Origin of the sequence: Xanthobacter cornucopiae, assembly GCF_043195065.2 — a bacterium.
GTDB lineage: Bacteria > Pseudomonadota > Alphaproteobacteria > Rhizobiales > Xanthobacteraceae > Xanthobacter.
Map to the genome: position 1 here is coordinate 699,884 of NZ_CM195531.1, position 24,962 is coordinate 724,845.

The window sequence follows — 24,962 nt, forward strand, 5'->3', positions numbered from 1 at the left end:
TTCCCGGCCGGGCCCGCGAGGCCTCACCCCTCGCCCTCGCCGCGCCCCTTCAGGTATTCGTTGACGTAGGAATCGACGCCGCTTTCCAGCGAAAGGAACGGGCGCTTGTAGCCGGCGGCGCGCAGCTTGGTCACGTCGGCCTCGGTGAAGTACTGGTAGGCGTTCTGGAGGCTTGCCGGCATGTCCACATAGGTGATGCGCGGGGCCTCGCCCAGCGCCGCGAACACGGCGGTGGCGAGATCGGCGAACGAACGCGCCTTGCCGGTGCCGACATTGAAGATGCCCGACACGTCCGGGTTCTCCAGCAGCCAGCGCACCACCTCCACGCAGTCGGAGACATGGATGAAGTCGCGCAATTGGCCGCCGTCGGCGAACGCGGGGTTGTGGGACTTGAACAGGGTCACGTTCTCGCCGCGCGCGGCGGCGGGATAGATCTTGTGCACCACCGAGCGCATGTCGCCCTTGTGGGCCTCGCCGGGGCCGTAGACATTGAAGAAGCGCAGGCCCGCGAACTGCGGCGGGCGCGGCGCGTCGGCCTCCACGTCGGCCATGATGCGCCGGTCCACGAACAGCTTGGACCAGCCGTAGGGATTGAGCGGCGCCAGCAGCGAGAGGCCCTGGGTGGAATCGTCATCGGTGAAGCCGGCGGCGCCGTCGCCATAGGTGGCGGCGGACGAGGCATAGATGAAGCCCAGGCCCTTGCGCGCGCACAGGTCCCACAGGTCGAGACTGGCGCGGATGTTGCGGGTCACGATCTTGTCGGCGTCGCGCTCGGTGGTGGCGGAAACGGCGCCCATGTGCACCACCGCCGCCAGCCGGCCGGCTTCCTTCTCCACGAAGCCGTTGATGGCTTCCGGACGGATCACGTCATTGAGGGCGATGTCGGCGATGTTGCGCCACTTGGGGCCGTCCTCCAGCCAGTCGGCCACCACCACCCGGTAGCCGTCCTCGGCGGCGGCGCGGGCGATGTTGGAGCCGATGAAGCCGGCTCCGCCGGTGACGAGGAGGATGTCGCGGCTCAAGGCCACTCGGCGCGTCATGGAGTTGGTGCCCTCTCGGCGGTCACGCGGTCATGCCCCGTGTGCCACGCTTTCTCACCCTTTGTCCACGGTGGGCCCGGCCCGGAGCCCGCCAAGCGCCTGCCAGACCGTGTCGGCGGCGTGGTCGGCGAGGCAGGGGGGGCCTTCGTGGGTGTCGGGGGCGATACGGCAGCGGGCTTTCTCGCAGGGCGCGCAGGCCCGCGCCGAGGGCAGCTCGCGCACCCGCGCACCGAACAGGCCGGTGAGGCGCGGATTGGTGGGGCCGTAGAGCCCCAGCGTCGGCACCCCATAGGCGGCGGCCAGATGGCCGAGGCCGGTATCCACGCTCACCACCCCGGCGGCGGCCTGCAGCAGCGGCGCCAGGGTCGCCAGCGATTGGGGCGGCAGCAGCTCCACCGCCGGCTGGCCGGCGGCGATGGCGTTCGCCCGTGCGGTCTCGGCGTCGCCATGGGCGAACAGCAGCACCTTGAGGCCGGCATCGCCGGCGCGGGCGGCGAGCGCCCGCCAGCCGTCCCGGGTCCAGGTCTTGGTGGGCCAGGTGGTGCCGTGCAGGAATACCAGGTAGGGTTGCCCCTCCGGCCTCGCGGGGCGAAGGCCAGTATCGGCCGGGCGGTCCTCCAGGGTATAGCCCAGGGCGGCGGCGAACAGCTTGCGGATGCGCGTCGCCATGTGCTCGGTCTCGGGCACCCGGTAGCGGTGGGCGTAGGTGAGGCTCGCCAGTCCCTCGCGGGCGCTGGCGCGGTCGAAGCCGTGGCGGGTGCCGTGGGCAAAGGCGGCCACCAGGGCGCTTTTCACCAGGCCCTGGGCGTCGATCACCACATCGTAGCGCCGCTCCGCCAGGGCCCGGCGCACGGCCCCGGCCGCGCCGGAGCGGCAGGCCGCGAGCGGGCGCCGGCGCAGCCGCCGCAGCGGCACGACGATGGTGCGACGCACGGCGGGGTGCAGCGCCGCCACCGGCGCGAACGCCTCCTCCACCGCCCAGTCCACCTCGAGGCCGGGGATGGCGGCGGCGGCATCGGTCAGGGCCGGGAAGGTGTGCACCACGTCGCCGAGCGAGGACAGCTTGACGAGCAGCAGCCTCATTGCCGGGTCTGCTCGGCGGCGGCGAACACCTCCTCCGGGGAGATGCTCTCCAGGCACGCCAGGGTGCCGAGCGGGCATTCGCGCTTGTGGCAGGGCCGGCACGACAGGTCGCGCCCCAGCACCCGGGCGTTGCGGGAGGCGGGTGGCGTCATCTTTTCCGAGGACGCGCCATAGATCACCACCAGCCGCCGCTCGAACGCCCCGGCGATGTGCATGAGGCCGGAATCGTTGGAGATCACCACGTCGCTCGCGGCCAGGATGGCGGCCGCGTCGATGAGGCTGGTGCGGCCCACGAGGTTGTCCACGGCAACGCCGCTGGTGGCGGCGATGGTGTTCGCGGCCTCCTGGTCCTTGGGCGAGCCCAGTACCCGCACCCGATAGCCGGCCTTCACCGCCAGCGCCGCCAGCCGGGCGAACTTCGCGGCCGGCCAGCGCTTGGCCGGGCCATATTCGGCGCCGGGGCACAGCACCATCACCGGCCCGTCGCCGGGAAGGGGGAACTTGGCCTCGGCCGCGTCCAGCGCCCCGTCGGGCAGGATCAGGTGCGGGCGCGGCGACAGGGTGGGCGTGCCCTCGGGCAGGGCGAGGGCGACAAAGCGGTCGATGGTGCGCGCGGTCTTGCGGCGGGTGTCGGGCCGCGCATCGGTGAGCAGCGGCGAGCGCAGCTCGCCGCCGTAGCCCACCCGCTCGGGAATGCCGGCGGCGAACGGGGCGATGGCGGCCTTGAACGCGCGCGGCAGGATGATGGCCTTGCCGTAGCCTTCGTCCCGCAGGCCCCGGCCGAGGCGCCAGCGGGCGACGAGCCCCAGCGTCCCATGGCCGAGGCCGAGGGGGATGGAGCGCCGGACGCCGGGAATCATGCGCGCCACGGGCAGGGCCGCCGCCGGCGCCAGCACGTCGATGGGCCGCCCGGGCTCGCGCAGGCGCAGCACTTCCACCAGGCTCGCCGCCATGACCATGTCCCCGACCCAGGACGGGCCGACGAGCAGCAGCGGGGAGACGGAACCGAAGGCACGCATGGGCGGACTCGAGGGGCACGCGGAAAAACCAGGGTTCTCATGGCAAGGCCGGCCCGTCGCGTCAAGCGGCGCCAGCCGCGCGGGGTGGCCGGGTGTGGCGCCGGCGCCCCCGGCCTCCTTTGACCCGGTGTCCCTTGACCCGGTGCCCTTGGACCCGGTGCCCTTGGACCCGGTGCCCTTGGACTTGGTGCCCTTGGACTTGGTGCCCTATGGCCCGGTGTCGCTGGGTCAGGGGCGCCACCGCCAGGGGAGAGGTGCCGGGGGAGGCGCCCCAGGCGCGGCGAATGCCGCCTTATGGGAGCGAGGGCGGCGCTGCACGCCGTCCGGGAGAAGCCCCGCGCCCGCCGCCCGAAAGCGCGCGTGGGCAGAGGCGCCAGCGGCGGACAAGGGGGCGCCAGCACGCGGCATTTCCGAAAAGGCGGTACCCCCTTTCGCGGGGCGCGCGCTATACCATCGCCCCTGACGCGGGCGCCGGCTCGGCGCGCCTGGCCGGGGGCTGCGCCCGGGTGGCTTGGCGGGGTGGCTTGGCGAGGTGGCTTGGCGGGTGATTTGAGCGGGCTGACTTGGCGAGGCTGATTGGGCGAGGCTGATTGGGCGAGGCTGATTTGGCTGGTTGATCTGGCCAGGCCTCCTCGGCCGCCTTTTGCAGGCCCCCCGGCGCAGGCCACGCCCGCCGGTGGCAACATGCCGCTCCGGCGCGCCACTGTGTGCGGGCTGGGTGGCGAGGAGCGGGACGAGTGATGACGCATTCCGGCTGGGATTTCTGGATCGACCGCGGCGGCACCTTTACCGACATCGTGGCGCGCCGGCCCGATGGCGGCCTGGTCGCCCGCAAGATGCTGTCCGAGAACCCGGAGGCCTATCGCGACGCCGCCATCCAGGGCATCCGCGAGCTGATGGGGGTGGCGGAGGGCGCGTTGATCCCCGCCCACCGGATCCGCGCGGTGAAGATGGGCACCACCGTGGCGACGAATGCGCTGCTGGAGCGCAAGGGTGCACCCACCGTGCTGGTCATCACCCGCGGCTTCCGCGACGCCCTGCGCATCGGCTACCAGGATCGCCCGGACATCTTCGCCCGCCGCATCGTCAAGCCCGACCAACTCTATGACCGCGTGGTGGAGGTGGAGGAGCGGGTGCGCGCCGACGGCACCGTGGAGCGCACGCCGGATCTCGCGCAGGTGCGGGCCGATCTCGAGGCCGCGCGGGCGGCGGGGGTGGAGGCCTGCGCCATCGTGTTCATGCACGCCTATCGCTACCCCGCGCACGAGCGGGCGGTGGCGGAGGTCGCCCGCCGCGTGGGGTTCGCGCAGGTGTCGGTCAGCCACGAGGTGTCGCCGCTCATGAAGTTGGTGGGGCGGGGCGACACCACGGTGGTGGATGCCTACCTGTCCCCCATCCTGCGCCGCTATGTGGACCAGGTGGCGGGCGAGCTCCAGGGGGCTGGCGAAGGCTGCCGCCTGATGTTCATGATGTCCTCCGGCGGGCTGACCGACGCGGGCCTGTTCCAGGGGCGCGACGCCATCCTGTCGGGTCCCGCCGGCGGCGTGGTGGGCTGCGTGGAGACGGCGCGCATCGCCGGATTCCGCAAGGTGATCGGCTTCGACATGGGCGGCACCTCCACCGATGTGTCGCATTTCGATGGCGAATACGAGCGCGCCTTCGAGACCGAGGTGGCCGGCGTGCGCATGCGCGCGCCCATGATGTCCATCCACACGGTGGCGGCGGGCGGCGGCTCGCTCCTGCATTACGACGGGGCGCGGCTCACGGTCGGTCCCGATTCGGCCGGCGCCAATCCCGGCCCCGCCTGCTATCGGCGCGGCGGCCCGCTGGCCGTTACCGACGCCAATGTGATGGTCGGCAAGCTGGACCCGGCGTTCTTTCCGCAGATCTTTGGCCCCGGCCGCGACCAGCCGCTCGATGCCGCCGCGGTGCGGGCCGGATTCGAGGCCCTGGCCGCGCGCATCGGCGACGGGCGCCCGCCGGAGGCGGTGGCGGATGGCTTCATCCGCATCGCCGTGGAGAACATGGCCAACGCCATCAAGAAGATCTCGGTGCAGCGGGGCTATGACGTCACCGACTACGCGCTGCAGTGCTTTGGCGGTGCCGGCGGCCAGCACGCCTGCCTGGTGGCGGACGTGCTCGGCATGCGCACGGTGCTCATTCACCCCTTCTCCGGCCTGCTCTCGGCCTATGGCATGGGGCTGGCCGACATTCGCGCCACCCGCCAGGGCACGGTGGAAGCGCGGCTGGACGCGGATGGCGCCGCCCGCGCCGCCGCCGCCCTCGACACGGCGGCCGCCCAGGTGCGGGCGGAACTCATCGGGCAGGGGGTGTCAGAGGGGGATATCGCGGTGTTCCGCCGGGCCCATGTGCGCTACGCCGGCACCGATTCCGCGCTGGCGGTGCCGTTTGGACCGGCGGGGGAGATGAAGGCCGCGTTCGAGGCCGCCCACCGGGGCCGTTTCGGCTTCATCGATGCGGCGAAGGCGCTGGTGATCGAAGCCATATCGGCGGAGGCCGTGGGCGGCGGCTCACGCGTGGAGGAGGCCGAGGGCGCCCTGGTGGACGGGCCGGCCGAGCCCGCCGCGCGCACCCGCTTCTATTCCCAGGGGGCATGGCACGCGGCGGCGGTCTATCGCCGGGCCGAAGTTGCGCGCGGGCAGACCCTGGCCGGCCCGGCGCTGCTCATCGAGCCGCACCAGACCATCGTCATCGAGCCCGGCTGGCGTGCGCAGATCACGGCGCGCGACCACCTGCTGCTCACCCGCCGGGCCGCCGCGCGCCAGGCCCCGGCGCTGGGCACCAAGGCCGACCCGGTGCTGCTGGAGGTGTTCAACAACCTGTTCATGTCGGTGGCCGAACAGATGGGGCTGACGCTCCAGAACACCGCCTATTCCGTGAACATCAAGGAACGGCTGGATTTTTCCTGCGCCATCTTCGACGCCGCCGGGCAGCTGGTGGCCAATGCGCCGCACATCCCGGTGCACCTGGGCTCCATGGACAAGTCGGTGGAGAGCGTCATCCGCGCCACCGGCGGGCGGTTCGAGCCCGGCGACATCTATGCCCTGAACGCGCCCTACAACGGCGGCACCCACCTGCCGGACATCACGGTGGTGATGCCGGTGTTCGACGCGGCGGGCGCGCGCCTTCTGTTCTACGTGGCGGCGCGCGGGCACCATGCGGACGTGGGCGGCGTGGCGCCGGGCTCCATGTCGCCGCGCGCCACCGTCATCGAGGAGGAGGGGGTCTATATCGACACCTTCAAGCTGGTGGAGCGCGGCCGCTTCCGCGAGGCCGAGCTGGTGGAACTGCTGACCACCGCCCGCTACCCGGTGCGCAATGTGGTGCAGAACGTGAACGACCTGAAGGCGCAGATCGCCGCCGCCGAGCGCGGGGCCGGCGAGCTTGCCAAGATGATCGCCCACTTCGGGGCGGACGTGGTGGCCGCCTACATGGGCCACGTGCAGGACAACGCCGCCGAAAGCGTGCGCCGCGTCATCGACCGCCTGGACGACTGCGCCTTCGCGGTGGAGCTGGACCAGGGGAGCCGCATCGCCGTGGCGCTGCGTGTGGACAAGGCGCGGCGCGAGGTGGTGGTGGACTTTTCCGGCACCTCGCCGCAGCGGCCGGACAATTTCAACGCGCCCGGCCCCGTCACCCAGGCCGCCGTGCTCTATGTGTTCCGGGTGATGGTGGAGGGCAAGATTCCCCTCAACGCCGGCTGCCTGCGGCCCATCCGCATCATCGTGCCCGAGGGCTCCATGCTGGCGCCGGCCTATCCGGCGGCGGTGGTGGCCGGCAACGTGGAGGTGAGCCAGCATGTCACCGACTGCCTGTTCGGCGCCCTCGGCACGCTGGGGTCGGCGCAGGGCACCATGAACAACCTCACCTTCGGCAATGCCCGGCACCAATATTACGAGACCATCTGCTCCGGCGCACCGGCGGGGCCGGGCTTCGACGGGGTGGGCGGCGTGCACACCCACATGACCAATTCGCGCCTGACTGATCCGGAAATCCTGGAATTCCGCTATCCGGTGGTGCTGGAGGATTTCCACCTGCGCGCGGGCTCGGGCGGGCGCGGCCAGTGGAATGCCGGCGACGGCACCGCGCGCACCCTGCGCTTCCTGGAGGAGATGGAGTGCGCCATCCTCTCGTCGCATCGGCGGGTGGCGCCGTTCGGCACCAAAGGCGGGGCGCCCGGCGCGCTTGGGCGCAACCTGGTGCGCCGCGCCGACGGGGCGGTGGAAGAGATCGGCGGATGCGCCCAGGTGCGGCTGGCGGCGGGGGAGGCCATCACCATCGTCACCCCCACCGGCGGCGGCTACGGCGATCCCGCCCTGCGGGACTGCGCCTGAACCACGCGCGCCGCCAGCGCGGCGCGCGTGTCCGGCGGCCTTGAACCACGGGCCGGTGAGCCACGCGCGCGGGCCTTTCGCGAAGCCCGCGGGGCGGTCGGGCGAACCCCGCGTGGCGCCGGTCTAAGACCGGCCCGATGGCTTTACTTGCGGATCATGGCGGTCTGCTGCGCCGGCGGCGGATTCCACAGCGGAATGATGATGCGGCCCCATCCGCGCGTGTCCTGGCCGCCGTAATTGCTCTCGTAGACATCGGTGGTGAGATAGGCCTGGAGGATTACCGGGCCGAAATCGTAGCCCACCAGACCACCCACCGCGAACTGGCTCTGCTTTTGGTAGAAAGGCACCGGATTGTTCAGGTCGGTGGAGTAATAGGCCACCGGGCCGACTTCCCACTTGCCGAACTTCTTGGTGGCGGTCAGGTCGACGTTCAGGAAGTCCGGATTGACGGTGCTGGTGTTGCCGTCGAACTGGATGCCCCAGATGGCGTTGGCGGTGAGGTTCCAGCCGTCGGCGGTGTAGCTGATGGCGAAGCGCTGGTTCAGCGACGACGAATCGAAGCCGACGGAGGTGTTCACGCCGGCATAGAAGCCCAGCAGGTAGCTGACGCCGAAGCCGTTGCCGAGATCCCAGGCGAGCTGGCCGGCGAAGAAGGGATTGTAGAAGCCGGAGGTGTAGTCGCTGCCATCCACGCCAACCGTGACGGTGGGAACGGCGGTGAGCAACTGCACCCGGGCGCCGAGGAAATTGACCGGGGTCGCCCAGGCCAGCACCGGAATGTTGACACCGACGCAGGTGTCGCTGGGCGAGGTGTTGCGGCACCCCCAGTCGGCGGTATTGACGAAATAGACTCCCTCGGGCAGAGGCGCGCCCACGGCAAGACCGACGGTCTCGCCGGGCTGGGTCACGGAGCCCGCGTGGGCGGCCGGGCTGAAGGCCGCGACGGACAAAAATCCGGCGACCGCCATTCTTGCGAATGTCGTCATGGCATCCTCCGATATGCGCATGGCCCCACGGCCTTCAGGCTCTTCGGGCACAGGCGCTGGCGTTTCCTCGATGCGCTCTTGGCGGCGCGCGACTACTGGCGCCGGGCACGCGACCGCGTGTCCGCGACGGGTTCGAATCAGGCTGAAGCCTGAAAACTTCAATATGCGTCCGGCCGGGCGCGGGGCCCGGAAGGCTTTGGGTGGCATTGGGGAAAGCTTGCGGCAGCGTGTCACGACCCGACGGCGTGGGCAGAAAGCCCGTGAGTGCCGCGCGAGACCTTCGAGGAGATCCGGAGAAGCCGAGTTCCAGAGTCCTTGAAGCCGAAGCTGTGGATCTTATAAGCCCGCCCCGGCGCGGACACCATGCGCATCACGTGTGTCGACGGCCGCGCGGTTCAAGAAACGTCAAAGATGTTGCTTATGGGCAACAAATAAGGAAGCTGTGCTGTCTGGGTTTGAAACAGGATGCCGCGTCGCATCATTCGGTGGTGCGGTGCAGAGGAGCGCAGATGTCTGGAGAAGAGCAGGGTTTGGAGTGGCTCAACGGGCTCATCAAGGCGGTGGCGGTGGAGCAGGCGCGCTCCATGGTGCAGCATTTCATATTGCGCGACCTGGTGATCCAGATCGCACAGGCGCAGCCCGACGCCAATTCTTATGTGGCATCCATGTTCGAGCGGGTCAGCACCTTGGTGGACCAGTGCGAGCTGGCCGGAAAGCCGGAGGTGGAGGCGGAAATGCTGTGGTACGCCGAGCAGTTCTTCACTCAGGCAGGCAATTCGGCCCGCAAGCCGTAGGCATCCTCCCGGCGCCCGATTTGGGATTCCCCCGCCCCCGGCGCCACCGCGGCAGGGGGCGGGGCGCCGGGGCATGGCGGGACGGCGCGGGTGGGCCTGCCGCTTACTTCTGCCGGAAGATGGGGTGGGCCACCCGGTCGCCGGGGGCGATGCCGAGCTTTTTGGCCGACCCGCCGGCGATCTCCACCACCGCCCGCACCGGCTCGCCGGAGGGGATGGTTTCCGTGGAGAGCGGGGTGGTCATGGCGGCGATGCGCGAGATGGTGCCGTCCGAGCGGATGAACAGCATGTCGAGCGGGATATAGGTGTTCTTCATCCACATGTAGATGGGTTGGTCCACCTTGAAGTCGAACAGCATGCCGTGATGGTCCGGCAGCGACTTGCGATACATGAGGCCGGTGGTGCGCTCCGCGTCGGTCTGCGCGACCTCCACCTCCAGCACCACCACGCCGGAGGCGGTGGCGATCTCGATCGGCTCCACCGTCATGGCGGTGGCGGCGCCGAGCGCCGGGAGCATCACCGCCGCCGCCGGCTGGCCGGCCAGCGCCAGCAGCACCGCCGCCAGCAGGCGCCGGGAAGTCTGAGGCCGGAGGGCCTGACGGCGGGGCGCCCGCGAAGACGCGGCGGCCCGGCCGAACGGGAAAGAGCCGCCCGCCCGCCGGCGCGGCCGCGGGGCTGCGAACAAGACCATGATCAGTGATTCCCACCAGGGCCGGGGTCGGCCTTCACTTCCGCCGCCATCAGGCCTTTCGGCCCGTCGCCGAAGCGCACCAGCACCGTCTGGCCGGGGCGCAGCTCGGTGAGGCCATGGCGGCGCAGGGTTTCCATATGGACGAAGATGTCCGGCGTGCCTTCGCCCTGGCTGAGGAAGCCGAAGCCGCGCAGCCGGTTGAACCATTTCACCTCGGCCCGCTCGAACCCGCCGCGGGGTTCCACCTCCACCCGGGTGCGGGGCGGCTGGGGCACGGGGTGCACGGCCGTGGACAGATCCAGCGAGAGCACGCGGAAGGCCTGCCGGCCCTTGGCGCCGCGCACCGCCTCGCACACCACCCGGGCGCCCTCGATGGCGGTATGGAAGCCGTCGCGCCGCAGGCAGGTGACGTGCACCAGCACATCCGGCCCGCCGTCGTCGGGGATGATGAAGCCATAGCCCTTCGAGGCGTCGAACCATTTGATGGCGCCGCAGACTTCCTCAAGCCCGACGGGCTTCTCGGTCCCCTCGTTCATGATGCCGGCTGCCCGTGGCCCCAATCCCAGTGCGTCAGACCCCATGAGCGCCTCGAGACCCCTGCGCGCGCATGCACGTGGTGTTGCTGGAAACGCAGGATAGCAATTCAAATACCGTTCGCCCACCCCATCTTCACGCCGCCGGCGCGAACGGGGCCAGCACGTCGCCGATGTCGGCATGGACCACCAGGTCGGCGAGCCCGTCGAATTCGGTCGGTTCCCGGTTGACGATCACCAGCCGCGCCCCGTTGTCCTTGGCCTGCAAGGGAAATTGCGCCGCCGGGAAGACCACCAGCGACGAGCCGAGGACGATGAACAGATCGGCCCGCCGGGTGAGCGCGTCGGCCCGCCGCATCTCCTGCTCCGGCATCGCCTGGCCGAACGAGATGGTGGCGGCCTTGATGGGGCCGGTGCAGTGCGGGCAATCGGGGGCGATGCCGCCGGAGGCGTCGAATCGCGCCTTCACCCAGTCGAGCTCGAAGCGCACCCCGCAATCGAGGCAGGTGGCGTAGGTGGCGTTGCCGTGCAATTCGATCAGGTCGGCGTCGGCTACGCCCGAGGCCTGGTGCAAGCCGTCGATGTTCTGGGTGATGATGCCGCCGAGCCGGCCGGCCGCGAGCAGGGCCGCCAGCGCCCGGTGGCCGCGCCCGGGCCGGGCGCCGCCGAAGGCTTCCTCCATGGCGAATCGGCGCCGCCAGGCCTCGTTGCGGGCCGCCTTCATGGAAAGGAAGGCATCGAAGGGTATGGGCTTGTTGCGGCTCCACAGCCCGCCGGGGGAGCGGAAATCGGGAATGCCGCATTCGGTGGAAATGCCCGCCCCGGTGAAGGCGACCGCGCAGCGCGCCGCGCCGAGCCATGTGGCGAGGCGCTCCTGGGTACCCTTGAGATCAGCGTCGAAAGTCATAATTGAGCAGCGCCGGACAGCCGGCACCCCTTCCTGCCGCGGCGCCGGATTTCCGGCGCCCGTTTGCCAACAGCGAGAGCAAAGCGATGCGCTTCCTGCACACCATGGTCCGCGTGACCGACATCGACCAGTCCCTGGCCTTCTACCGCGATAAGCTGGGGCTTGAGGAGGTGCGCCGCAAGGAGGTGCCGCAAGGCCGCTTCACCCTGATCTATCTGGCCGCCCCCGGCCAGGCTGACGTGGCCGAGGTGGAGCTGACCTACAACTGGGATCCGGAAGCCTATGGGGAAGGCCGCAATTTCGGCCATCTGGCGTTCGAGGTGGATGACATTTACGCCACCTGCGCCCGCCTGCAGGCCGCCGGCGTCACCATCAACCGCCCGCCGCGCGACGGATACATGGCCTTCATCCGCTCGCCCGACAACATCTCCATCGAGCTGCTGCAGAAGGGCGGTCCGAAGGCGCCGGAGGAGCCCTGGGCCTCCATGGCCAATACCGGCACGTGGTAGCCGCCAGGCGCGCGCGGGGCGCAGGCGGCGAAGGTGGCGGCCGAATGGCGTAGCGCTTCACGATTTATCCATGAAGAGCGCTCAAGGTGTGCCATGATAAAAACGCACCAGACTGGGATGCCGACGCCGTGAAACCGCTCCTGCTCGCTTCTGGACTCCTGGCGCTCGGCGCCGTCAGTGGCGCCGGCTACGCCTTCGGTCCGGCGCTGCTGTCGCCGCAGGACGCGGCCAAGGCGCCGCCGCCGGCGGTGACCCAGGCCGCCGCGCCCGCCGCCAACACCGCGCTGCCCCCGGCGCCGACGGTGACCGGTTCCATCGCCGCCGCGCCGCCGGCCGCCGGCCATGCCGGGCCGCAGAAGGGCATGATCTATCGCTCCTTCAACGTGGACCAGCCCTATATCGCCCTCACCTTCGACGACGGCCCGAACGCGGAGACGACGCCGCGCCTGCTGGCCATCCTGAAGGCGCGGGGCATCAAGGCCACCTTCTTCGTGCTCGGCAACATGGCCGCCAAGCATCCCGACGTGCTGAAGATGATCGCCGACGACGGCCACGAAATCGGCAACCATTCCTGGAGCCATCCGCAGTTGACGCGCGTGCCCATGGCCGTGGTCGACAAGCAGGTGGGCGAGACCTCGGCGCTGATCGAGGAGGTGACCGGCAAGAAGCCGCGGTATCTGCGTCCGCCCTACGGTTCCATGAAGCCGGCCTTGCGCGACCATATCGAGGACAGCTTCGGCCTCACCATCGTCAACTGGTCGGTGGACCCGCTCGACTGGAAGCATCGCGATTCCAAGATCGTCTATGACGAGATCATGAAGCAGGCGAAGCCCGGCGCCATCGTGCTGTCGCACGACATCTACGCCTCGACGGTGGATGCCATGGAGCGAGCCCTCGATGATCTGATCGCCAAGGGCTACAAGTTCGGCACCATGTCCGAGCTCATCGCCATGGACAAGCCGGTGTCGACCCGGATGGTGGCGTCGTTGGCGCCGCGCCCGGACATGAAGGCCCAGGGCCAGAAGAAGCAGGCGCAGAAGCCGCAGAAGCCGGCCAAGCCGCAGACGGCCTCCAATGCCAAGCCGTCCGGCCAGGGCGGCGGGGCGCAGCCGAAGAACGGCAATCTGTACTGAGCGTGCTCCTCACTCATCGGCACGAAGGGCGCGCCCAGGGCGCGCCTTTCGTCGTTCAGGGGGCGGCGGTTGTTCCCGCCGCCCAAGGTTGCTACAGATCTGGGCGAGAGTCGACACGCAATCTCCCGTTGCGGGAGGTGGGGGCTCCTGGGCCTGTAGCTCAATGGTTAGAGCCGACCGCTCATAACGGTCTGGTTGGGGGTTCGAGTCCCTCCAGGCCTACCAATGATTTCAATGTTTTACACAGATAAAACCGGCTTGCCCGCGAGTTGCCTGGAACCGGCGCGCGTGGCGACGAGACGGCGCGCGGCGTAGCGAAGTCGAGCGCTGCCGCGGCGTTTCGAAGGTGTCGTGGAGAGACGCGCGCGTAGACGCGGCGCGTGATCCGTTTATCCTCGCGTCCCAGGTCTTGGGCGCTGTCCTTCATGTCCACGTCGCCATCGGCCCCGATGGCCCCGTCCGCTCGCGCGTGGCGGCGCGCCGCATCTCACCCCTTGAGAAGGTTCGGGACGCGCGGCATTGGAGTCTTTCCGGTGAAAACGGATCTTGTACCGCCGGATCGGCCGAGGCGTGTTGGATAGTGATCGCATCGGGAGGGACGGACGAAGGAGTGGAGGAGTGTCGGTGGGCGGTCTTCTGGTGAGGAGGCTTCATTGGCGGTGGTCATCGTGTTCCGCCGCCCGCGCGAGTGAAGTAGGCTTTTGGTCCGGCGTGCAGGTCCAGGCACTGGCGAGGGTGGCGTGAGGGTATCGGGCGGCTTGCACCGGTCCGGTTCGTGCTCCATTCCGCCCAAGAGATGAGCGAGGAGCGAGCCAGATGGCCGGTCGCGACACCAAGCGTTGGATACCTCGCCGCCTGAGCCGTGCCGAGGCCGCGCTGCGAAACAACAGCACGCGTCCCCTCGTCACGCCCGCTTCCGTGCTGATTTCCTTCGCCGCCATGCTGGCCATCATGGGGATCACCTCCACCTCGTGGGAGTTCGCGCTGCAGCAGCGCGTCCTTCCGCGTCTCGGCGTGTTCGCAGGCGATCAGCTCGGTGATCTCTCGCGCTGGCGTTTCATCGCCACCTCGGTCGCGTTCGCGGCGCTCAGCCAGATCGGGCCGGCCTTGCTGCTGTTTCGGGTGATGCGCCGCCTCGACCAGGCGCGGATCGCGGTCATCAAGGCGCGCGAGGAGGCGGACGCGCTGGCTCGCCACGACCCGCTGACCGGGCTCGCAAGCCGTCGCATGCTGCGCGAATATATGCGCCGGCGCCTCGCGGGGGCGGCGGGAACCGGCGGGTATGCCTTGCTGCTCATCGACATCGAGCGATTCAAGGCCATCACCGACCTGCATGGCCACCAGACCGGCGACCGGCTGCTGCTCGAGGTCGCCAACCGCATGAAGCGGCTGCTGCCGCCCGAGGCCATCGCCTCGCGGGTGAGCGGGGAGGAGTTCGCCGTCTTCCTGCCGCGTCCGCGCCCGGTGGAGGCGCTCGCCAAGGTGGCGCGGCAGCTGATCTCCCAGCTTTCCGGGCGCTACCAGCTCGACAGCCTCGACGCCCGCCTCGGCGCCACCATCGGCATCGCGGTGACGCCGGAAAACGGCACCGACGAAGGCGAGGTGATGCGCTCGGCGGAAGCCGCGCTCTATCGCGCCAAGGGCAAGCCGGGCAGCTACCGGTTCTTCGAGCCGTCGCTGGACCGGGAGCTGAAGCAATCCCAGCGCCTCCAGCGCGACTTGCACGACGCCATCGCCACCAATGGCATCACCCCTTACTATCAGCCGCTGGTGCGCCTGAGCGACGGGGCGGTGGTGGGGTTCGAGGTGCTCGCCCGCTGGAACCACCCCATGCAAGGCTTCATCTCGCCGGAGATTTTCATCCCCATCGCCGAGGATACCGGCCTGATCGGTCAGCTGACCCAGTCGATCCTGAAGCAGGCCTGCGCCGACGCCTCCAGATGGCCCGACCATATCAAGATTTCGGTGAATCTCTCGGCGGTTCAACTCAAGGACTATTCGGTTCCCGAACAGATCCTGCACACGCTGAAGATCGCTAAATTTCCCTCCCAGCGGCTGGAGATCGAGGTCACCGAAACCGCGCTGGTGGACGACGACAAGTCCGCCAATGCCATCTTGAGCCGGTTTCGCGCCGCCGGCATCGACATCGCGCTCGACGATTTCGGCACCGGCTATTCGAGCCTGCAGAACCTGCGCATGTTCCCGGTGACCAAGCTGAAGATCGACAAGTCGTTCGTGCGGTCCATGAACGTGGACGTGAACGCGAAGAAGCTGATCTCCGGCATCCTGGCGCTCACCCGCAGCCTCGGCATCCTCACCACCGCCGAGGGCATCGAAGAGGCGGAGGAGGCCGACTATCTGCGTTCCATCGGCTGCGATTTCGGACAGGGATACTGCTTCGCCAAGGCCATGAAGGCGGACGACGTGCCGCGGTTCCTCAAGGCCCAGGTGTCTGCATAGGGCCGGCGCGGCTCGTCCGCCGCGCCGGCCCGTGCTCCGCCTGGTCTCGCATGGCGCCGGCGGGTGCGGCGGGGATCATTCGAGCTGCTTCAGGCGGCTCATCTGCCGGTCGATCTCGGCGATCTCCGCGTGCTGGGAGCTGGTGGCCCGGCCCAGATCGTCAAGGGTGCGGCCGATCACGCCGGATTGGTCGAACAGGCGCTCCACCTGCTCGATGGTCTGGCGGTAGTGCCGTTCCTCGTCCTCGAACTGGCCATGGGTGGCGGCGATGATGGCGCCAAGCTGGTCCAGCGAGCGCTCCATGCCGCCGATCGCTTCCTGGGTCTGGGAGAGGGTGGGCTTGGTGTCGTTGGCCAGGTTCTTCACCTCGGCGGCGACCACCGCGAACCCCCGGCCGCCTCGCCCGCGCGCGCCGCCTCGATGGTGGCGTTAAGGGCGAGCAGGTTGGTCTGGCCGGTGATGCCGTCGACGACCGAGAACACCTCGCGCAGCCCCTTCATGGCGCGGGCCAGGGACTGGAATTGCGTGGAGAGGGCTTCGGCATTGGCCTCGGCGGTGTTCGCCGTCCCGGTCCGGGATGCGGACAGGATGGTGGCGCGCAGGCCCTCCATGACGTCCTTCATCGCTCCGGTGCGTTCCACCACCCGCTCGATCTCGTGGGCGAAGCTCATGTGCTCGGCCAGCCGGGTGATGATCTGCGAGCGGAAGGCATTCGGCATTTCGGCGCGCTTGAGCGCGCATTTGGTGAAATAGCTCTGGAAGCGCGCGTAGTGAATGGGGAACGCGTCGATGAATACCAAAGGCCCATGAGCGTGACTCATGGGCCTTTGGTCAAGCCCGCGTGGCGCTTGAGCGGACCCACTTGGCACCGGTCGAAGACCGGGGCCGATGGTAGAAGGCGTCGGTATAATTGCCCGCGCGGGTGTCGAAGAACATCACAGCGCTCAATGTCTGGTTGACATGGATGCCGAACAGCTCGCCGAAGGTGGAAAAGCCGGCGCTGGGGCAGGGCCATAGCCCGGTCGCCGCCGGCAGCGCCCGCTCATTGTTCAGCCGGCGCAGGATGCAGTCGTTGAGGATGGCGCCGAGCGGCTTCGGCTTGCCCTTCAGGAACGCCTGGAGGTCGCGGCGGGTCTGCTCGGTGAAGTCGGTGGCTTCCAGCAGCAGCAGTTCGTCGCCGGGGTTGACGTCGCAGAAGAACGAGGCCGTGCCGGCGTGCAGGTCGATTCCGGAAAGGGAGCGGACGAACAGCTCGCCGTCGATCTCGATGCCGAACGTGCTGGCGAGCGCCTCCAGGAAGGTCGTCACGTCGCCGTTGCCCGGCTGGATCACGCCGGCGACGACGCGCCGGTCGGGATCGGCATCGGCGACCGAGAACGAGCGGCCGGTCTTCTTGAAGTTCTGCGTTTTGAAGGCACCGTAGCGGCGGCCCTCGGCCACCTTCTCGAACAGCACCACGGCGTGGTTCTGGACGATGCTCTCGCCGTTGAAGATGTAAGTATCGCGGAAATCGAACGTGCCGCCGGCGGAGCCGCCGATGAACAGGCAGGGGAAGCGGCCGGTGCGATAGACGGCGTCCGTGAAGCAGTTCTCGCAGGCCGACAGCCCATCGATGAAGGCGAGGGCGAAGACATCGCGCGCATCGACCCGGAACACCGGATGCACCAGGCCCAGCGATTGAACGATTCGCTCCACCCGTTCCTCGCGCGGCAGGGTGGGCGCGCCGGCGCGGATATCGGCATTGTGCAGGGGAACCGAGTGGACGGAGACCGCGCCGATGAGATCGGGCGGAAAAATCTGCAGCGTCACCGACGACCACCGGCTGCCCGTGGGCCGATAGAGCGGCGCCGTGCCGTCGCCGCACAGCTCGCCGGCGGTGGATACCGCCACCACGGGACGGCCCTGTGCCAGCCGCTTCAGGCGGGTGGTGACCGCCGCGACGTCCACGTGGGGGGAGACATAGGCCGGCACCAGGGTCGCGTCGCCGGACTCGAAGCGGAAGGTCGCGCCGTCGATGCCACGCAGGCTGTCATCGGTCTCCTTCACCCGAATCTCGTCCGCGGCACGGGCCGCCGGCGGGGCTTCGGCCGGAACCGGAGCGGGAGGGGCGAGGGCCGTCGCACGGGAGCGTGAAAACACGCGGAAGTCCTTAAATCCATGCCCGTCCGGTCGGAACGCCGCCGGTTGCAGCACTGTCGGGGCCGTTGACGAAAGCCCCCGGCCGGCGCGGAATCGTCGTTCGACACAACATCTTCGGCGCGCCCGCGCCCGCCTCGGCGGCCGTGTTCCATTCACCGCCGGGAACGTCCAGGGAAGCGGATGACGCAGTCCCGCGCTATGCTCCGAAAGCATGGGGCGGCGGCGCGGGCGGAGCCGGGTCCGCGATCCTGGCCCGGCCCCATGGCGGCGGACGCTGTCGTGGGCGGGTGGCCGCCGGGGCCGATCCGGCGGTGGTGTATATGACGGCATCGGCGGCGCGGCAGGCGCCACGGGCGGGGACAGGATGCGCGCAGGATCATGAGTCGTTTCAAGCAGACCCTCTCGCGCTGGGCGCCGGGGCTCGCGGCCATCAGTGCGGCGCGGCCCGCCGATCTCCTCGCCGACATGCGCGCGGGCCTCGCGGTGGCGGCGGTGGCGGTGCCGGTGGGCATCGCCTATGCGCAGCTCGCGGGGTTCCGGCCGGAGGCCGGTCTCTACGCCAGCCTGTTTCCGCTGCTCGCCTATGCGGTGTTCGGCAGTTCCCGCCAGCTCATCCTGGGGCCGGACGCGGCCACCTGCGCCGTCATCGCCGCCACCGTCGCCCCCCTGGCGATGGGGGACGCGGGGCTCTACGGCGCGCTCGCCGCGACGCTGACCATCCTCACCGGCCTGCTGTGCCTGGTCGCCAGCGTGCTGCGGCTCGGGGTGCTCGCCGACTTTCTCTCCAAGCCCATCCTGGTGGGCTTCATGAACGGCATCGCCGTCACCATCATCCTGGGCCAGATCGGCAAGATCCTCGGGGTGTCCACCACGTCCGAGGGCGCGATTCCCCTGGTGATCGAGCTGGCCGCCAAGCTGCCGCAGGCCCATGGACCGACCGTGATGCTCGGTCTCGGCGCCTTTGGCGTGTTCGTGCTCTGCACCCGGCTCCTGCCGGCCCTGCCGGCGGCGGTGGCGGCACTGGGCGGGGCGGGACTGGCGGTGTTCGCGCTGGGGCTGGAGGCGCAGGGGGTGAAGACGCTGGGCGTGGTGCCCTCGGGCCTGCCCGGCCTGCAGGTGCCGGAGCTGCGGCCGGAGACGTTGCCGCAGCTGTTGCCGGCGGCGGCGGGCCTGGCGCTGGTGAGCTTCACCAGCATGATGCTCGCCTCGCGGGCATTCGCCTCCAAGCATGGCTATGAGGTGGACCCGGACCGCGATCTCGCCGCCCTGGGGCTCGCCAACATGCTCGGCGCCCTGACACGGGGGTTCGCCGTCAGCGGCGCGGATTCGCGGACCGCGGTGGGCGACGCCGCCGGCGGGCGCACCCATGCCACCGGCCTCTTCGCCGCCCTGGCGGTGGCGGCGGTGCTGGTCTTCCTGATGGCGCCCTTGCGCTATGTGCCGGTGGCGGCGCTGGGGGCGGTGCTGGTGATGGCCGGGCTTTCGCTCGTCGATCTGGCCTCCCTGCGGGTGATCTTCCAGCTCGACCGGGCCGAGGCCGCGATCTCGCTGCTGGCGACGGCGGGCGTGATCGCCCTCGGCGCCACCGAGGGAATCTTGATGGCCGTGGTGCTGGCGCTGCTGCGTTTCCTGCGCCTCACGGCGCGCCCCCGGGTGGAAATTCTGGGCCGGGTGGAAGGAATGCCCGGCTTTCACGCCATCGTCCGCCACGCCGGCGCGGTGGCGCCGCCGGGGGTGGTGATCTTTCGGTTCAACGGCCCGCTGGTGTTCTTCAATGCGGACCACTTCCGCCGCAGCCTGCTGTCCGCCGCAGGCGATCTCGACGGGCGCGCGGAAGGGGTGGTGCTGGATCTGCTGCCCATCACCGAGGTCGACGTGACCGGGCTCTTCGCCTTGCGGGAGGTCACCGAAAGTCTGACCGGCCGAGGCATCCGCGTGGTCGCGGCCGGCCGCCAGACGGAATGGATGGCATGGATGCGCGAACGGGGCCTTGAGCCGCGTTTGGTGGAGATCTTCCCGACCCTCCGGCATGCCGTTAAGTCATTCCGGCCGCCGGTTGCGGTGGACGATGGGGCACGCCTTGCGCCCGGCCCGGAGCCCCAGTAAAGCTGGAAGACTTCTGCGGCGCCGGGGCGGGCGCGCAGCCCCGCATGCTCCTGGCATGCCGGTGAGGGAGGCGGAATCCACGTTTTTCGACGGCTCCTCTGATTTGGGGAGCATCAGGCGCTGTCTGAGTTCTTCAATCCCATGCGACGCCGGCCCATACGGCGCCGGGCGGCTGGCCCGCCGCGACGCAGCGCGGGCCTTTGGCGGAGGACGGGAATGCCCGGCGGCGCGGGGACGCGCCGAATCGTCGATGGTGATTCCGGGCGGACGGCGCGGAAGCCCTTCTTCAAAAGGGGCATGCAGGAAAAGGGGCATGCCGGGCGCGGCGAGGACTCGTGGCGTTCGGGTGGGCCGGGCAGCAGCCGAGGTCCGCCGTCATGCGATGCGGCCACGCACCGGCAGGACGGCCGGTGCGGTGGATGGGTGGCAAACGGGTGCAGGTGAAATGCGATCGGGCGGCGCGGGGGCGCAGGCGCCCGAGGCGTCGCAGCGGGGAACATGTCATGTTGCGGAAATTCTCAGCGATGGCGGTGGCGGCGATCGGTTTCGCCCTCGCCGGCGGTGTGGCGCGGGGCGCGGACGACGCGGCCATTCCGGTCGGCGTGGTGGCGGCGCAACTGCGCCCCGTGGCTCGGTCCATGGAGTTCGTGGGCCGCGTGGAAGCGCCCGAGCGGGTGGACATCCGGGCCCGCGTCAAGGGCATGCTGGAAGCCGTCCTGTTCAAGGAAGGCGAGGTGGTGAAGGAGGGCGCGCCCCTCTACCGCATCGAGAAGGACCTGTTCCAGGCTGATGTGGAGAACGCCAGCGGCGACCAGGAGCGGGCCAAGGCGGCCTTGACCCTCGCCGAAATCCAGCGCAAGCGCGCCGAGGAACTGGTGGAGCGCAATGCCGGCACCCTGGTCGCCCGCGATCAGGCGGTGGCGGGGGAGGATTCGGCCCGCGGCGCGCTGTTGTCGAGCGAGGCGGCGCTGCGCACGGCGAAGATCAACCTCGGCTACACCGACATCACGTCCCCGATCACCGGCCGCATCGGCCGCTCGGCGGTCACCAAGGGCCACATCGTCGGCCCGGACAGTGGCGTCCTCGCCACCGTGGTGAGCGAGGATCCCATGTATGTGGTGTTCCCGGTCAGCCAGCGCGACTATCTGGAAGCCCAGAAGGAGGGCCACACCCTCGATCTCACCACGCTCGAGGTGCGGATCAAGTTTTCCGACGGCTCGGTCTATGACCAGGTCGGCCGCATCGACTTCGTGGACGTCTCGGTCAACCGCACCACCGACACGGTGATCCTGCGCGCCGTCGTGCCCAACCCCGCCGGCAAGCTCATCGACGGTCAGCTGGTGCGGGTGGAGATCAAGACCGGCGCCCCGGAGGAGCGCCTGCTGGTGCCGCAGGCGGCGCTCATCGCCGATCAGGCGGGGCTCTACGTGTTCGCGGTGGAGAACGGCAAGGCGGTGGTGCGGCGGGTGACCATCGGCGCCAACCAGGGACAGAACGTGGTGGTGGAGAGCGGGCTTGGCGCCGGCGAGCCGGTGATCGTCGAGGGCTTCACCAGCCTGCGCCCCGGCGTGGCGGTGCGCGCCACCCCGGTTCCGGCCTTCGGAGGCTGATCCATGCTCTCCTCCGTCTTCGTCGATCGCCCGCGGCTGGCGATCGTCATCGCCATCGTCACCGTCATCGGCGGCCTGCTGTCGCTGCTGGCCATCCCGGTCGCCCAATATCCCGACATCATCCCGCCGCAGGTGTCGGTCACCACGGTGTTTCCCGGCGCTTCCGCCGAGGTGGTGGAATCCACTGTCGCCCAGCCCATCGAGGCGCAGGTGGTGGGCGTGGACAAGCTCATCTACATGAAGAGCGTGAGCGGCGACGACGGCAGCTATTCGCTGGTGGGCTCGTTCGAGCTCGGCACCGATCCCGACATCAATACCGTCAACATGAACAACCGCGTCCAGGTGGCCCTGTCCAAGCTACCGGACGACGTGAAGCGCCAGGGCGTGGTGGTGAAGAAGAAGTCTTCCGCCCTGCTCGGCGTTCTGGCCGTCTATTCGCCCAAGAAGACCTGGGACCCGCTCTATATCTCCAACTACGTCACCATCAATATTCTTGATGAGCTGAAGAGCATTCCCGGCGTGGGCGACGCCTCCCTGTGGGGGCCGCAAGATTATGCCATGCGGGCCTGGGTGAAGACCGACCGTCTCACCGGCCTCAACCTCACCACCGACGACATCGTCCAGGCCATCCGCGCCCAGAACGTGCAGGCGGCGGTGGGCCGCATCGGCGCGCGCCCCATTTCCGACGATCAGCAGCTCCAGCTCAATTTGCGCACCAAGGGGCGGCTCTCGTCGGTGGAGGATTTCGAGAAGATCGTGCTGCGCACCAATGCCGACGGCTCGGTTCTGCGGCTCGGCGACGTGGCGCGGCTGGAGCTGGGCGCCTCGAATCTCGATCGCGAAACCCTGTTCAACGGGGGGCCGGCGGCGGTGCTGGCGCTCTATCAGTCGCCCGGCGCCAACGCCATCACCACGGTGGAGGCGGTGCGCGCGCGCATGGAGGAACTGGCGAAGGCATTTCCGGAGGACCTGGCCTGGAAGGTGACCTACGACCCCACCGTGTTCGTCACCGACACCATCCATGAGGTGCAGAAGACCCTCATCGAGGCGTTCATCCTGGTGGTGCTGGTGGTCTACCTGTTCCTCGGCTCGTTCCGGGCGACCCTGATCCCCACGCTGGCGGTGCCGGTCAGCCTCATCGGCACCTTCATGGTGCTGAACGCCATCGGCTATTCGGCCAATACGGTGTCGCTGCTCGCCATCGTGCTCGCCATCGGCATCGTCGTGGACGACGCCATCGTGGTGGTGGAGAACGTGGAGCGGGTGATGGAGGAGCATCCCGAGCTCTCCCCCGCCGAGGCCACCAAGAAGGCCATGGCGGAAATCACCGCGCCCATCATCGCCATCACCCTGGTGCTGCTCTCGGTGTTCGTGCCGGTGGCCTTCATTCCCGGCATCTCGGGCGAATTGTTCCGCCAGTTCGCGGTGACCGTGGCGGTGGCCATGTTCCTCTCCGCCATCAACGCGCTGACCCTCTCGCCGGCGCTGTGCGGCATCCTGCTGAAGCCCAGCCACGGGCCCAAGCGCGGGCCCATCGGCTACGTCATGCGCGCCATCGACCGGGTGCGCGACGCCTATGGCGCGGCGGTGGCGCGGCTGGTGCGTTTCTCCGTCATCGGGCTGGTCTGCGTGTTCGTGGCCACCGGCGGCATCATGGCCCTGTCGAAGGTCACCCCGTCCGGCTTCCTGCCGGAGGATGACCAGGGCGCCTTCTTCGTGGTGGTTCAACTGCCTGGCGGCGCTTCGGTGGGGCGCACCACGGACGTGATCCGCAAGGCCGAGGCCGTGCTGAAGGAAGAAGAGACGGTGGAGGACTACACCTCCGTCATCGGCCTCAACTTCATCGACAACTATTCGCAGCCCAATGCCGCGTTCATCGTGGTGACGCTGAAGCCGTTCGAGGAGCGCAAGGGCGCCGGCGAGGGCGCGGACGCCGTCCTAGCCCGGCTCGGCGAGAAGATGCGGCAGATCCAGGGGGGCACGGTGGTGCCGCTGGCGCCGCCGCCCATCGTCGGCCTCGGCACCGGCGGCGGCTTCTCCTTCGTCCTGCAGGACCTGCGAGCCGGCGATCCCAAGACGCTGGCGCAGGTGCTGCGCGGGCTGCTGGTGGCGGCCAACCAGGACCCGCAATTGACGCGGGTGTTCTCCACCTATTCGGCCACCAACCCGTCCATCTTCCTCGACATCGACCGCGACAAGGCGCAGGTGCTCGGCGTGCCGTTGAACGACGTGTTCACGGCGCTCCAGACCTCCCTCGGCGGCCTCTATGTCAATGACATGAACCTGTTCGGCCGCACCTGGCAGGTGCAGGTCCAGTCCGAGGGCGAGGACAGGAAGAGTGTCGACGACATCTACCGCATCCATGTGCGCAACGCGGATGGCCAGATGATCCCGCTGCGCTCCATCGTGGAGGTGCGGCTGGAGGTCGGCCCGCCAGCGATCATCCGCTACAACAACAAGCGGGCGGTGACGGTGCAGGGCACCCCGGCGCCGGGCGTGTCGTCCGGCCAGGCACTGGCGGCCATGGACCAGGTGGCGGCCAGGACGCTGCCGCAGGGCTTCTCCGGCGCCTGGACCGACACGTCGTTCCAGGAGAAGCGGGCGGAGGGCAAGACCGGAACCATTCTCGGCTTCGCGGTGCTGTTCGCCTTCCTGTTCCTGGTGGCACTCTATGAGAGCTGGTCGATTCCGGTGCCGGTGCTGCTGTCGGTCACGGTGGGCATGCTGGGGGCGTTCGCGGCCATCGTCGTCGGCCAGCTCACCCTCGACCTCTATGGGCAGATCGGCATGATCGTGCTGATCGGCCTCGCGGCCAAGAACGGCATCCTCATCGTCGAGTTCGCCAAGGAGCGGCGCGAGCACGGCGAGGACCTGCTCGACGCCGCCACCGAGGGCGCGCGGCTCCGGTTCCGGCCGGTGATGATGACCTCGCTGGCCTTCATCCTCGGCCTCTACCCGCTGGTGGTGGCCACCGGGGCGGCGCAGATGGCGCGGCAGAACGTGGGCACGCCGGTGTTCGGAGGCATGATCTTCGCCTCGGTGCTGGGCATCTTCGTGATCCCGCCGCTCTACGTCACCTTCCAGAGGCTGCGTGAGCGGCTGCGGCCGGGCGCGCGGCCGAAGGTGGCCGCCTCCGGCCCCGGCGGCGGCGCGGGCGGGCACTGACGGCAACCCCGGACGGCAACCCCGGACGGCGGCCCCGCGCGGGCGCCGTTCGGCTGGCTCCGCGCTCTCGCCCCGGTGCTTGCCAGGGCCGATAGTGCGCGGCCGGCCGGGCCGCCTGCAGGATGCGTCATCCGAAGGTGTGGCGAGGGAAGGCCGGGCGTGCCGTCGCCTGCCCGCGGCCCTTCCCCGCGAACGCCTCGCAGCCCTCGCGCGTCCGTGTGCGCCACGCCGCATCTCGTGATTTGAAACAGCGCGGCAAATACGAAAAACCGGCGCCATACGGTCGAGGTCGCGTTTCCGCGGGGCTCATACCAAAGGCCTGTGAGTTTGACTCATGGGCCTTTGGCTGAGCCCGCGCGGCGCTTGAGCGAACCCACTTGGCACCGGTCGAAGATCGGGGCCGATGGTATCAGGTGCCCCGCCCGGGCGGGA

General features: G+C 69.4%; 16 protein-coding genes, 1 tRNA gene and 1 pseudogene. 9 read left to right on the forward strand and 9 right to left on the reverse strand.

What is annotated here, in order from left to right; genetic code table 11:
* Positions 1-23: 23 nt before the first annotated feature.
* The 3 genes from rfaD to waaF form a co-directional block, all read right to left on the reverse strand.
* Positions 24-1,010, reverse strand: a complete 987-nt coding sequence (gene rfaD, locus V5F53_RS03095; RefSeq protein WP_393997033.1) for an ADP-glyceromanno-heptose 6-epimerase — start codon at positions 1,008-1,010, stop codon at positions 24-26.
* Positions 1,011-1,094: 84 nt separating this feature from the next.
* Positions 1,095-2,123: a lipopolysaccharide heptosyltransferase I gene (waaC, locus tag V5F53_RS03100; protein WP_393997003.1), complete on the reverse strand. Its 1,029-nt coding sequence runs from the start codon at positions 2,121-2,123 to the stop codon at positions 1,095-1,097.
* The gene (gene waaF / locus V5F53_RS03105; protein ID WP_393997004.1) at positions 2,120-3,142 is read right to left on the reverse strand and encodes a lipopolysaccharide heptosyltransferase II; all 1,023 of its coding nucleotides are present in this window, start codon (positions 3,140-3,142) and stop codon (positions 2,120-2,122) included. Before waaF ends, waaC begins: the two co-directional genes overlap by 4 nt.
* A 740-nt stretch (positions 3,143-3,882) precedes the next feature.
* Between waaF and V5F53_RS03110 the strand changes: the two genes are divergently transcribed.
* Positions 3,883-7,497 carry a hydantoinase B/oxoprolinase family protein gene (locus V5F53_RS03110; RefSeq protein WP_393997034.1) on the forward strand — a complete coding sequence of 1,205 codons (3,615 nt, stop codon included), beginning with the start codon at positions 3,883-3,885 and terminating at the stop codon, positions 7,495-7,497.
* Positions 7,498-7,640: 143 nt separating this feature from the next.
* Here the strand turns inward: V5F53_RS03110 and V5F53_RS03115 are convergent, their stop codons facing one another.
* Complete coding sequence (locus tag V5F53_RS03115) at positions 7,641-8,483, reverse strand: transporter (protein ID WP_393997005.1); 843 nt, start codon at positions 8,481-8,483, stop codon at positions 7,641-7,643.
* Positions 8,484-8,992: 509 nt separating this feature from the next.
* On the opposite strand from V5F53_RS03115, the gene V5F53_RS03120 reads away from it, so the two are divergent.
* A complete protein-coding gene (locus V5F53_RS03120; protein ID WP_393997006.1) occupies positions 8,993-9,277 on the forward strand; it encodes a hypothetical protein in 285 nt (94 codons plus the stop codon).
* Positions 9,278-9,380: 103 nt separating this feature from the next.
* Here the strand turns inward: V5F53_RS03120 and V5F53_RS03125 are convergent, their stop codons facing one another.
* The 3 genes from V5F53_RS03125 to V5F53_RS03135 form a co-directional block, all read right to left on the reverse strand.
* Positions 9,381-9,968: a DUF192 domain-containing protein gene (locus tag V5F53_RS03125; protein ID WP_393997007.1), complete on the reverse strand. Its 588-nt coding sequence runs from the start codon at positions 9,966-9,968 to the stop codon at positions 9,381-9,383.
* Positions 9,969-9,970: 2 nt separating this feature from the next.
* Positions 9,971-10,504, reverse strand: coding sequence for a cold-shock protein (locus V5F53_RS03130; RefSeq protein WP_393997008.1), 534 nt, complete (start codon positions 10,502-10,504; stop codon positions 9,971-9,973).
* A gap of 133 nt (positions 10,505-10,637) precedes the next feature.
* Positions 10,638-11,408: an SIR2 family NAD-dependent protein deacylase gene (locus tag V5F53_RS03135; RefSeq protein WP_393997009.1), complete on the reverse strand. Its 771-nt coding sequence runs from the start codon at positions 11,406-11,408 to the stop codon at positions 10,638-10,640.
* Between the two features lie 86 nt (positions 11,409-11,494).
* On the opposite strand from V5F53_RS03135, the gene V5F53_RS03140 reads away from it, so the two are divergent.
* From V5F53_RS03140 to V5F53_RS03155, 4 genes are all read left to right on the forward strand, one after another.
* Positions 11,495-11,917, forward strand: coding sequence for a VOC family protein (locus V5F53_RS03140; RefSeq protein WP_393997010.1), 423 nt, complete (start codon positions 11,495-11,497; stop codon positions 11,915-11,917).
* Positions 11,918-12,045: 128 nt separating this feature from the next.
* The gene (locus V5F53_RS03145) at positions 12,046-13,050 is read left to right on the forward strand and encodes a polysaccharide deacetylase family protein (protein ID WP_393997011.1); all 1,005 of its coding nucleotides are present in this window, start codon (positions 12,046-12,048) and stop codon (positions 13,048-13,050) included.
* 149 nt (positions 13,051-13,199) lie between these two features.
* Positions 13,200-13,275: transfer RNA gene (locus tag V5F53_RS03150), tRNA-Ile, on the forward strand.
* A gap of 591 nt (positions 13,276-13,866) precedes the next feature.
* The gene (locus tag V5F53_RS03155) at positions 13,867-15,510 is read left to right on the forward strand and encodes a putative bifunctional diguanylate cyclase/phosphodiesterase (protein ID WP_393997012.1); all 1,644 of its coding nucleotides are present in this window, start codon (positions 13,867-13,869) and stop codon (positions 15,508-15,510) included.
* 75 nt (positions 15,511-15,585) lie between these two features.
* Here the strand turns inward: V5F53_RS03155 and V5F53_RS03160 are convergent.
* Positions 15,586-16,331, reverse strand: a pseudogene (locus V5F53_RS03160) (methyl-accepting chemotaxis protein).
* A 10-nt stretch (positions 16,332-16,341) separates the two neighbouring features.
* Positions 16,342-17,556: an FIST signal transduction protein gene (locus V5F53_RS03165; RefSeq protein WP_393997013.1), complete on the reverse strand. Its 1,215-nt coding sequence runs from the start codon at positions 17,554-17,556 to the stop codon at positions 16,342-16,344.
* 471 nt (positions 17,557-18,027) lie between these two features.
* Here V5F53_RS03165 and V5F53_RS03170 point away from each other — a divergent pair, with 471 nt between their 5' ends.
* From V5F53_RS03170 to V5F53_RS03180, 3 genes are all read left to right on the forward strand, one after another.
* Positions 18,028-19,755 (forward strand): SulP family inorganic anion transporter, encoded by a 1,728-nt coding sequence (locus V5F53_RS03170; protein WP_393997014.1) that lies wholly within the window; start codon positions 18,028-18,030, stop codon positions 19,753-19,755.
* A 503-nt stretch (positions 19,756-20,258) separates the two neighbouring features.
* Positions 20,259-21,365 carry an efflux RND transporter periplasmic adaptor subunit gene (locus tag V5F53_RS03175; RefSeq protein WP_393997015.1) on the forward strand — a complete coding sequence of 369 codons (1,107 nt, stop codon included), beginning with the start codon at positions 20,259-20,261 and terminating at the stop codon, positions 21,363-21,365.
* A gap of 3 nt (positions 21,366-21,368) precedes the next feature.
* Positions 21,369-24,530, forward strand: coding sequence for an efflux RND transporter permease subunit (locus V5F53_RS03180; protein ID WP_393997016.1), 3,162 nt, complete (start codon positions 21,369-21,371; stop codon positions 24,528-24,530).
* Positions 24,531-24,962: the final 432 nt, after the last annotated feature.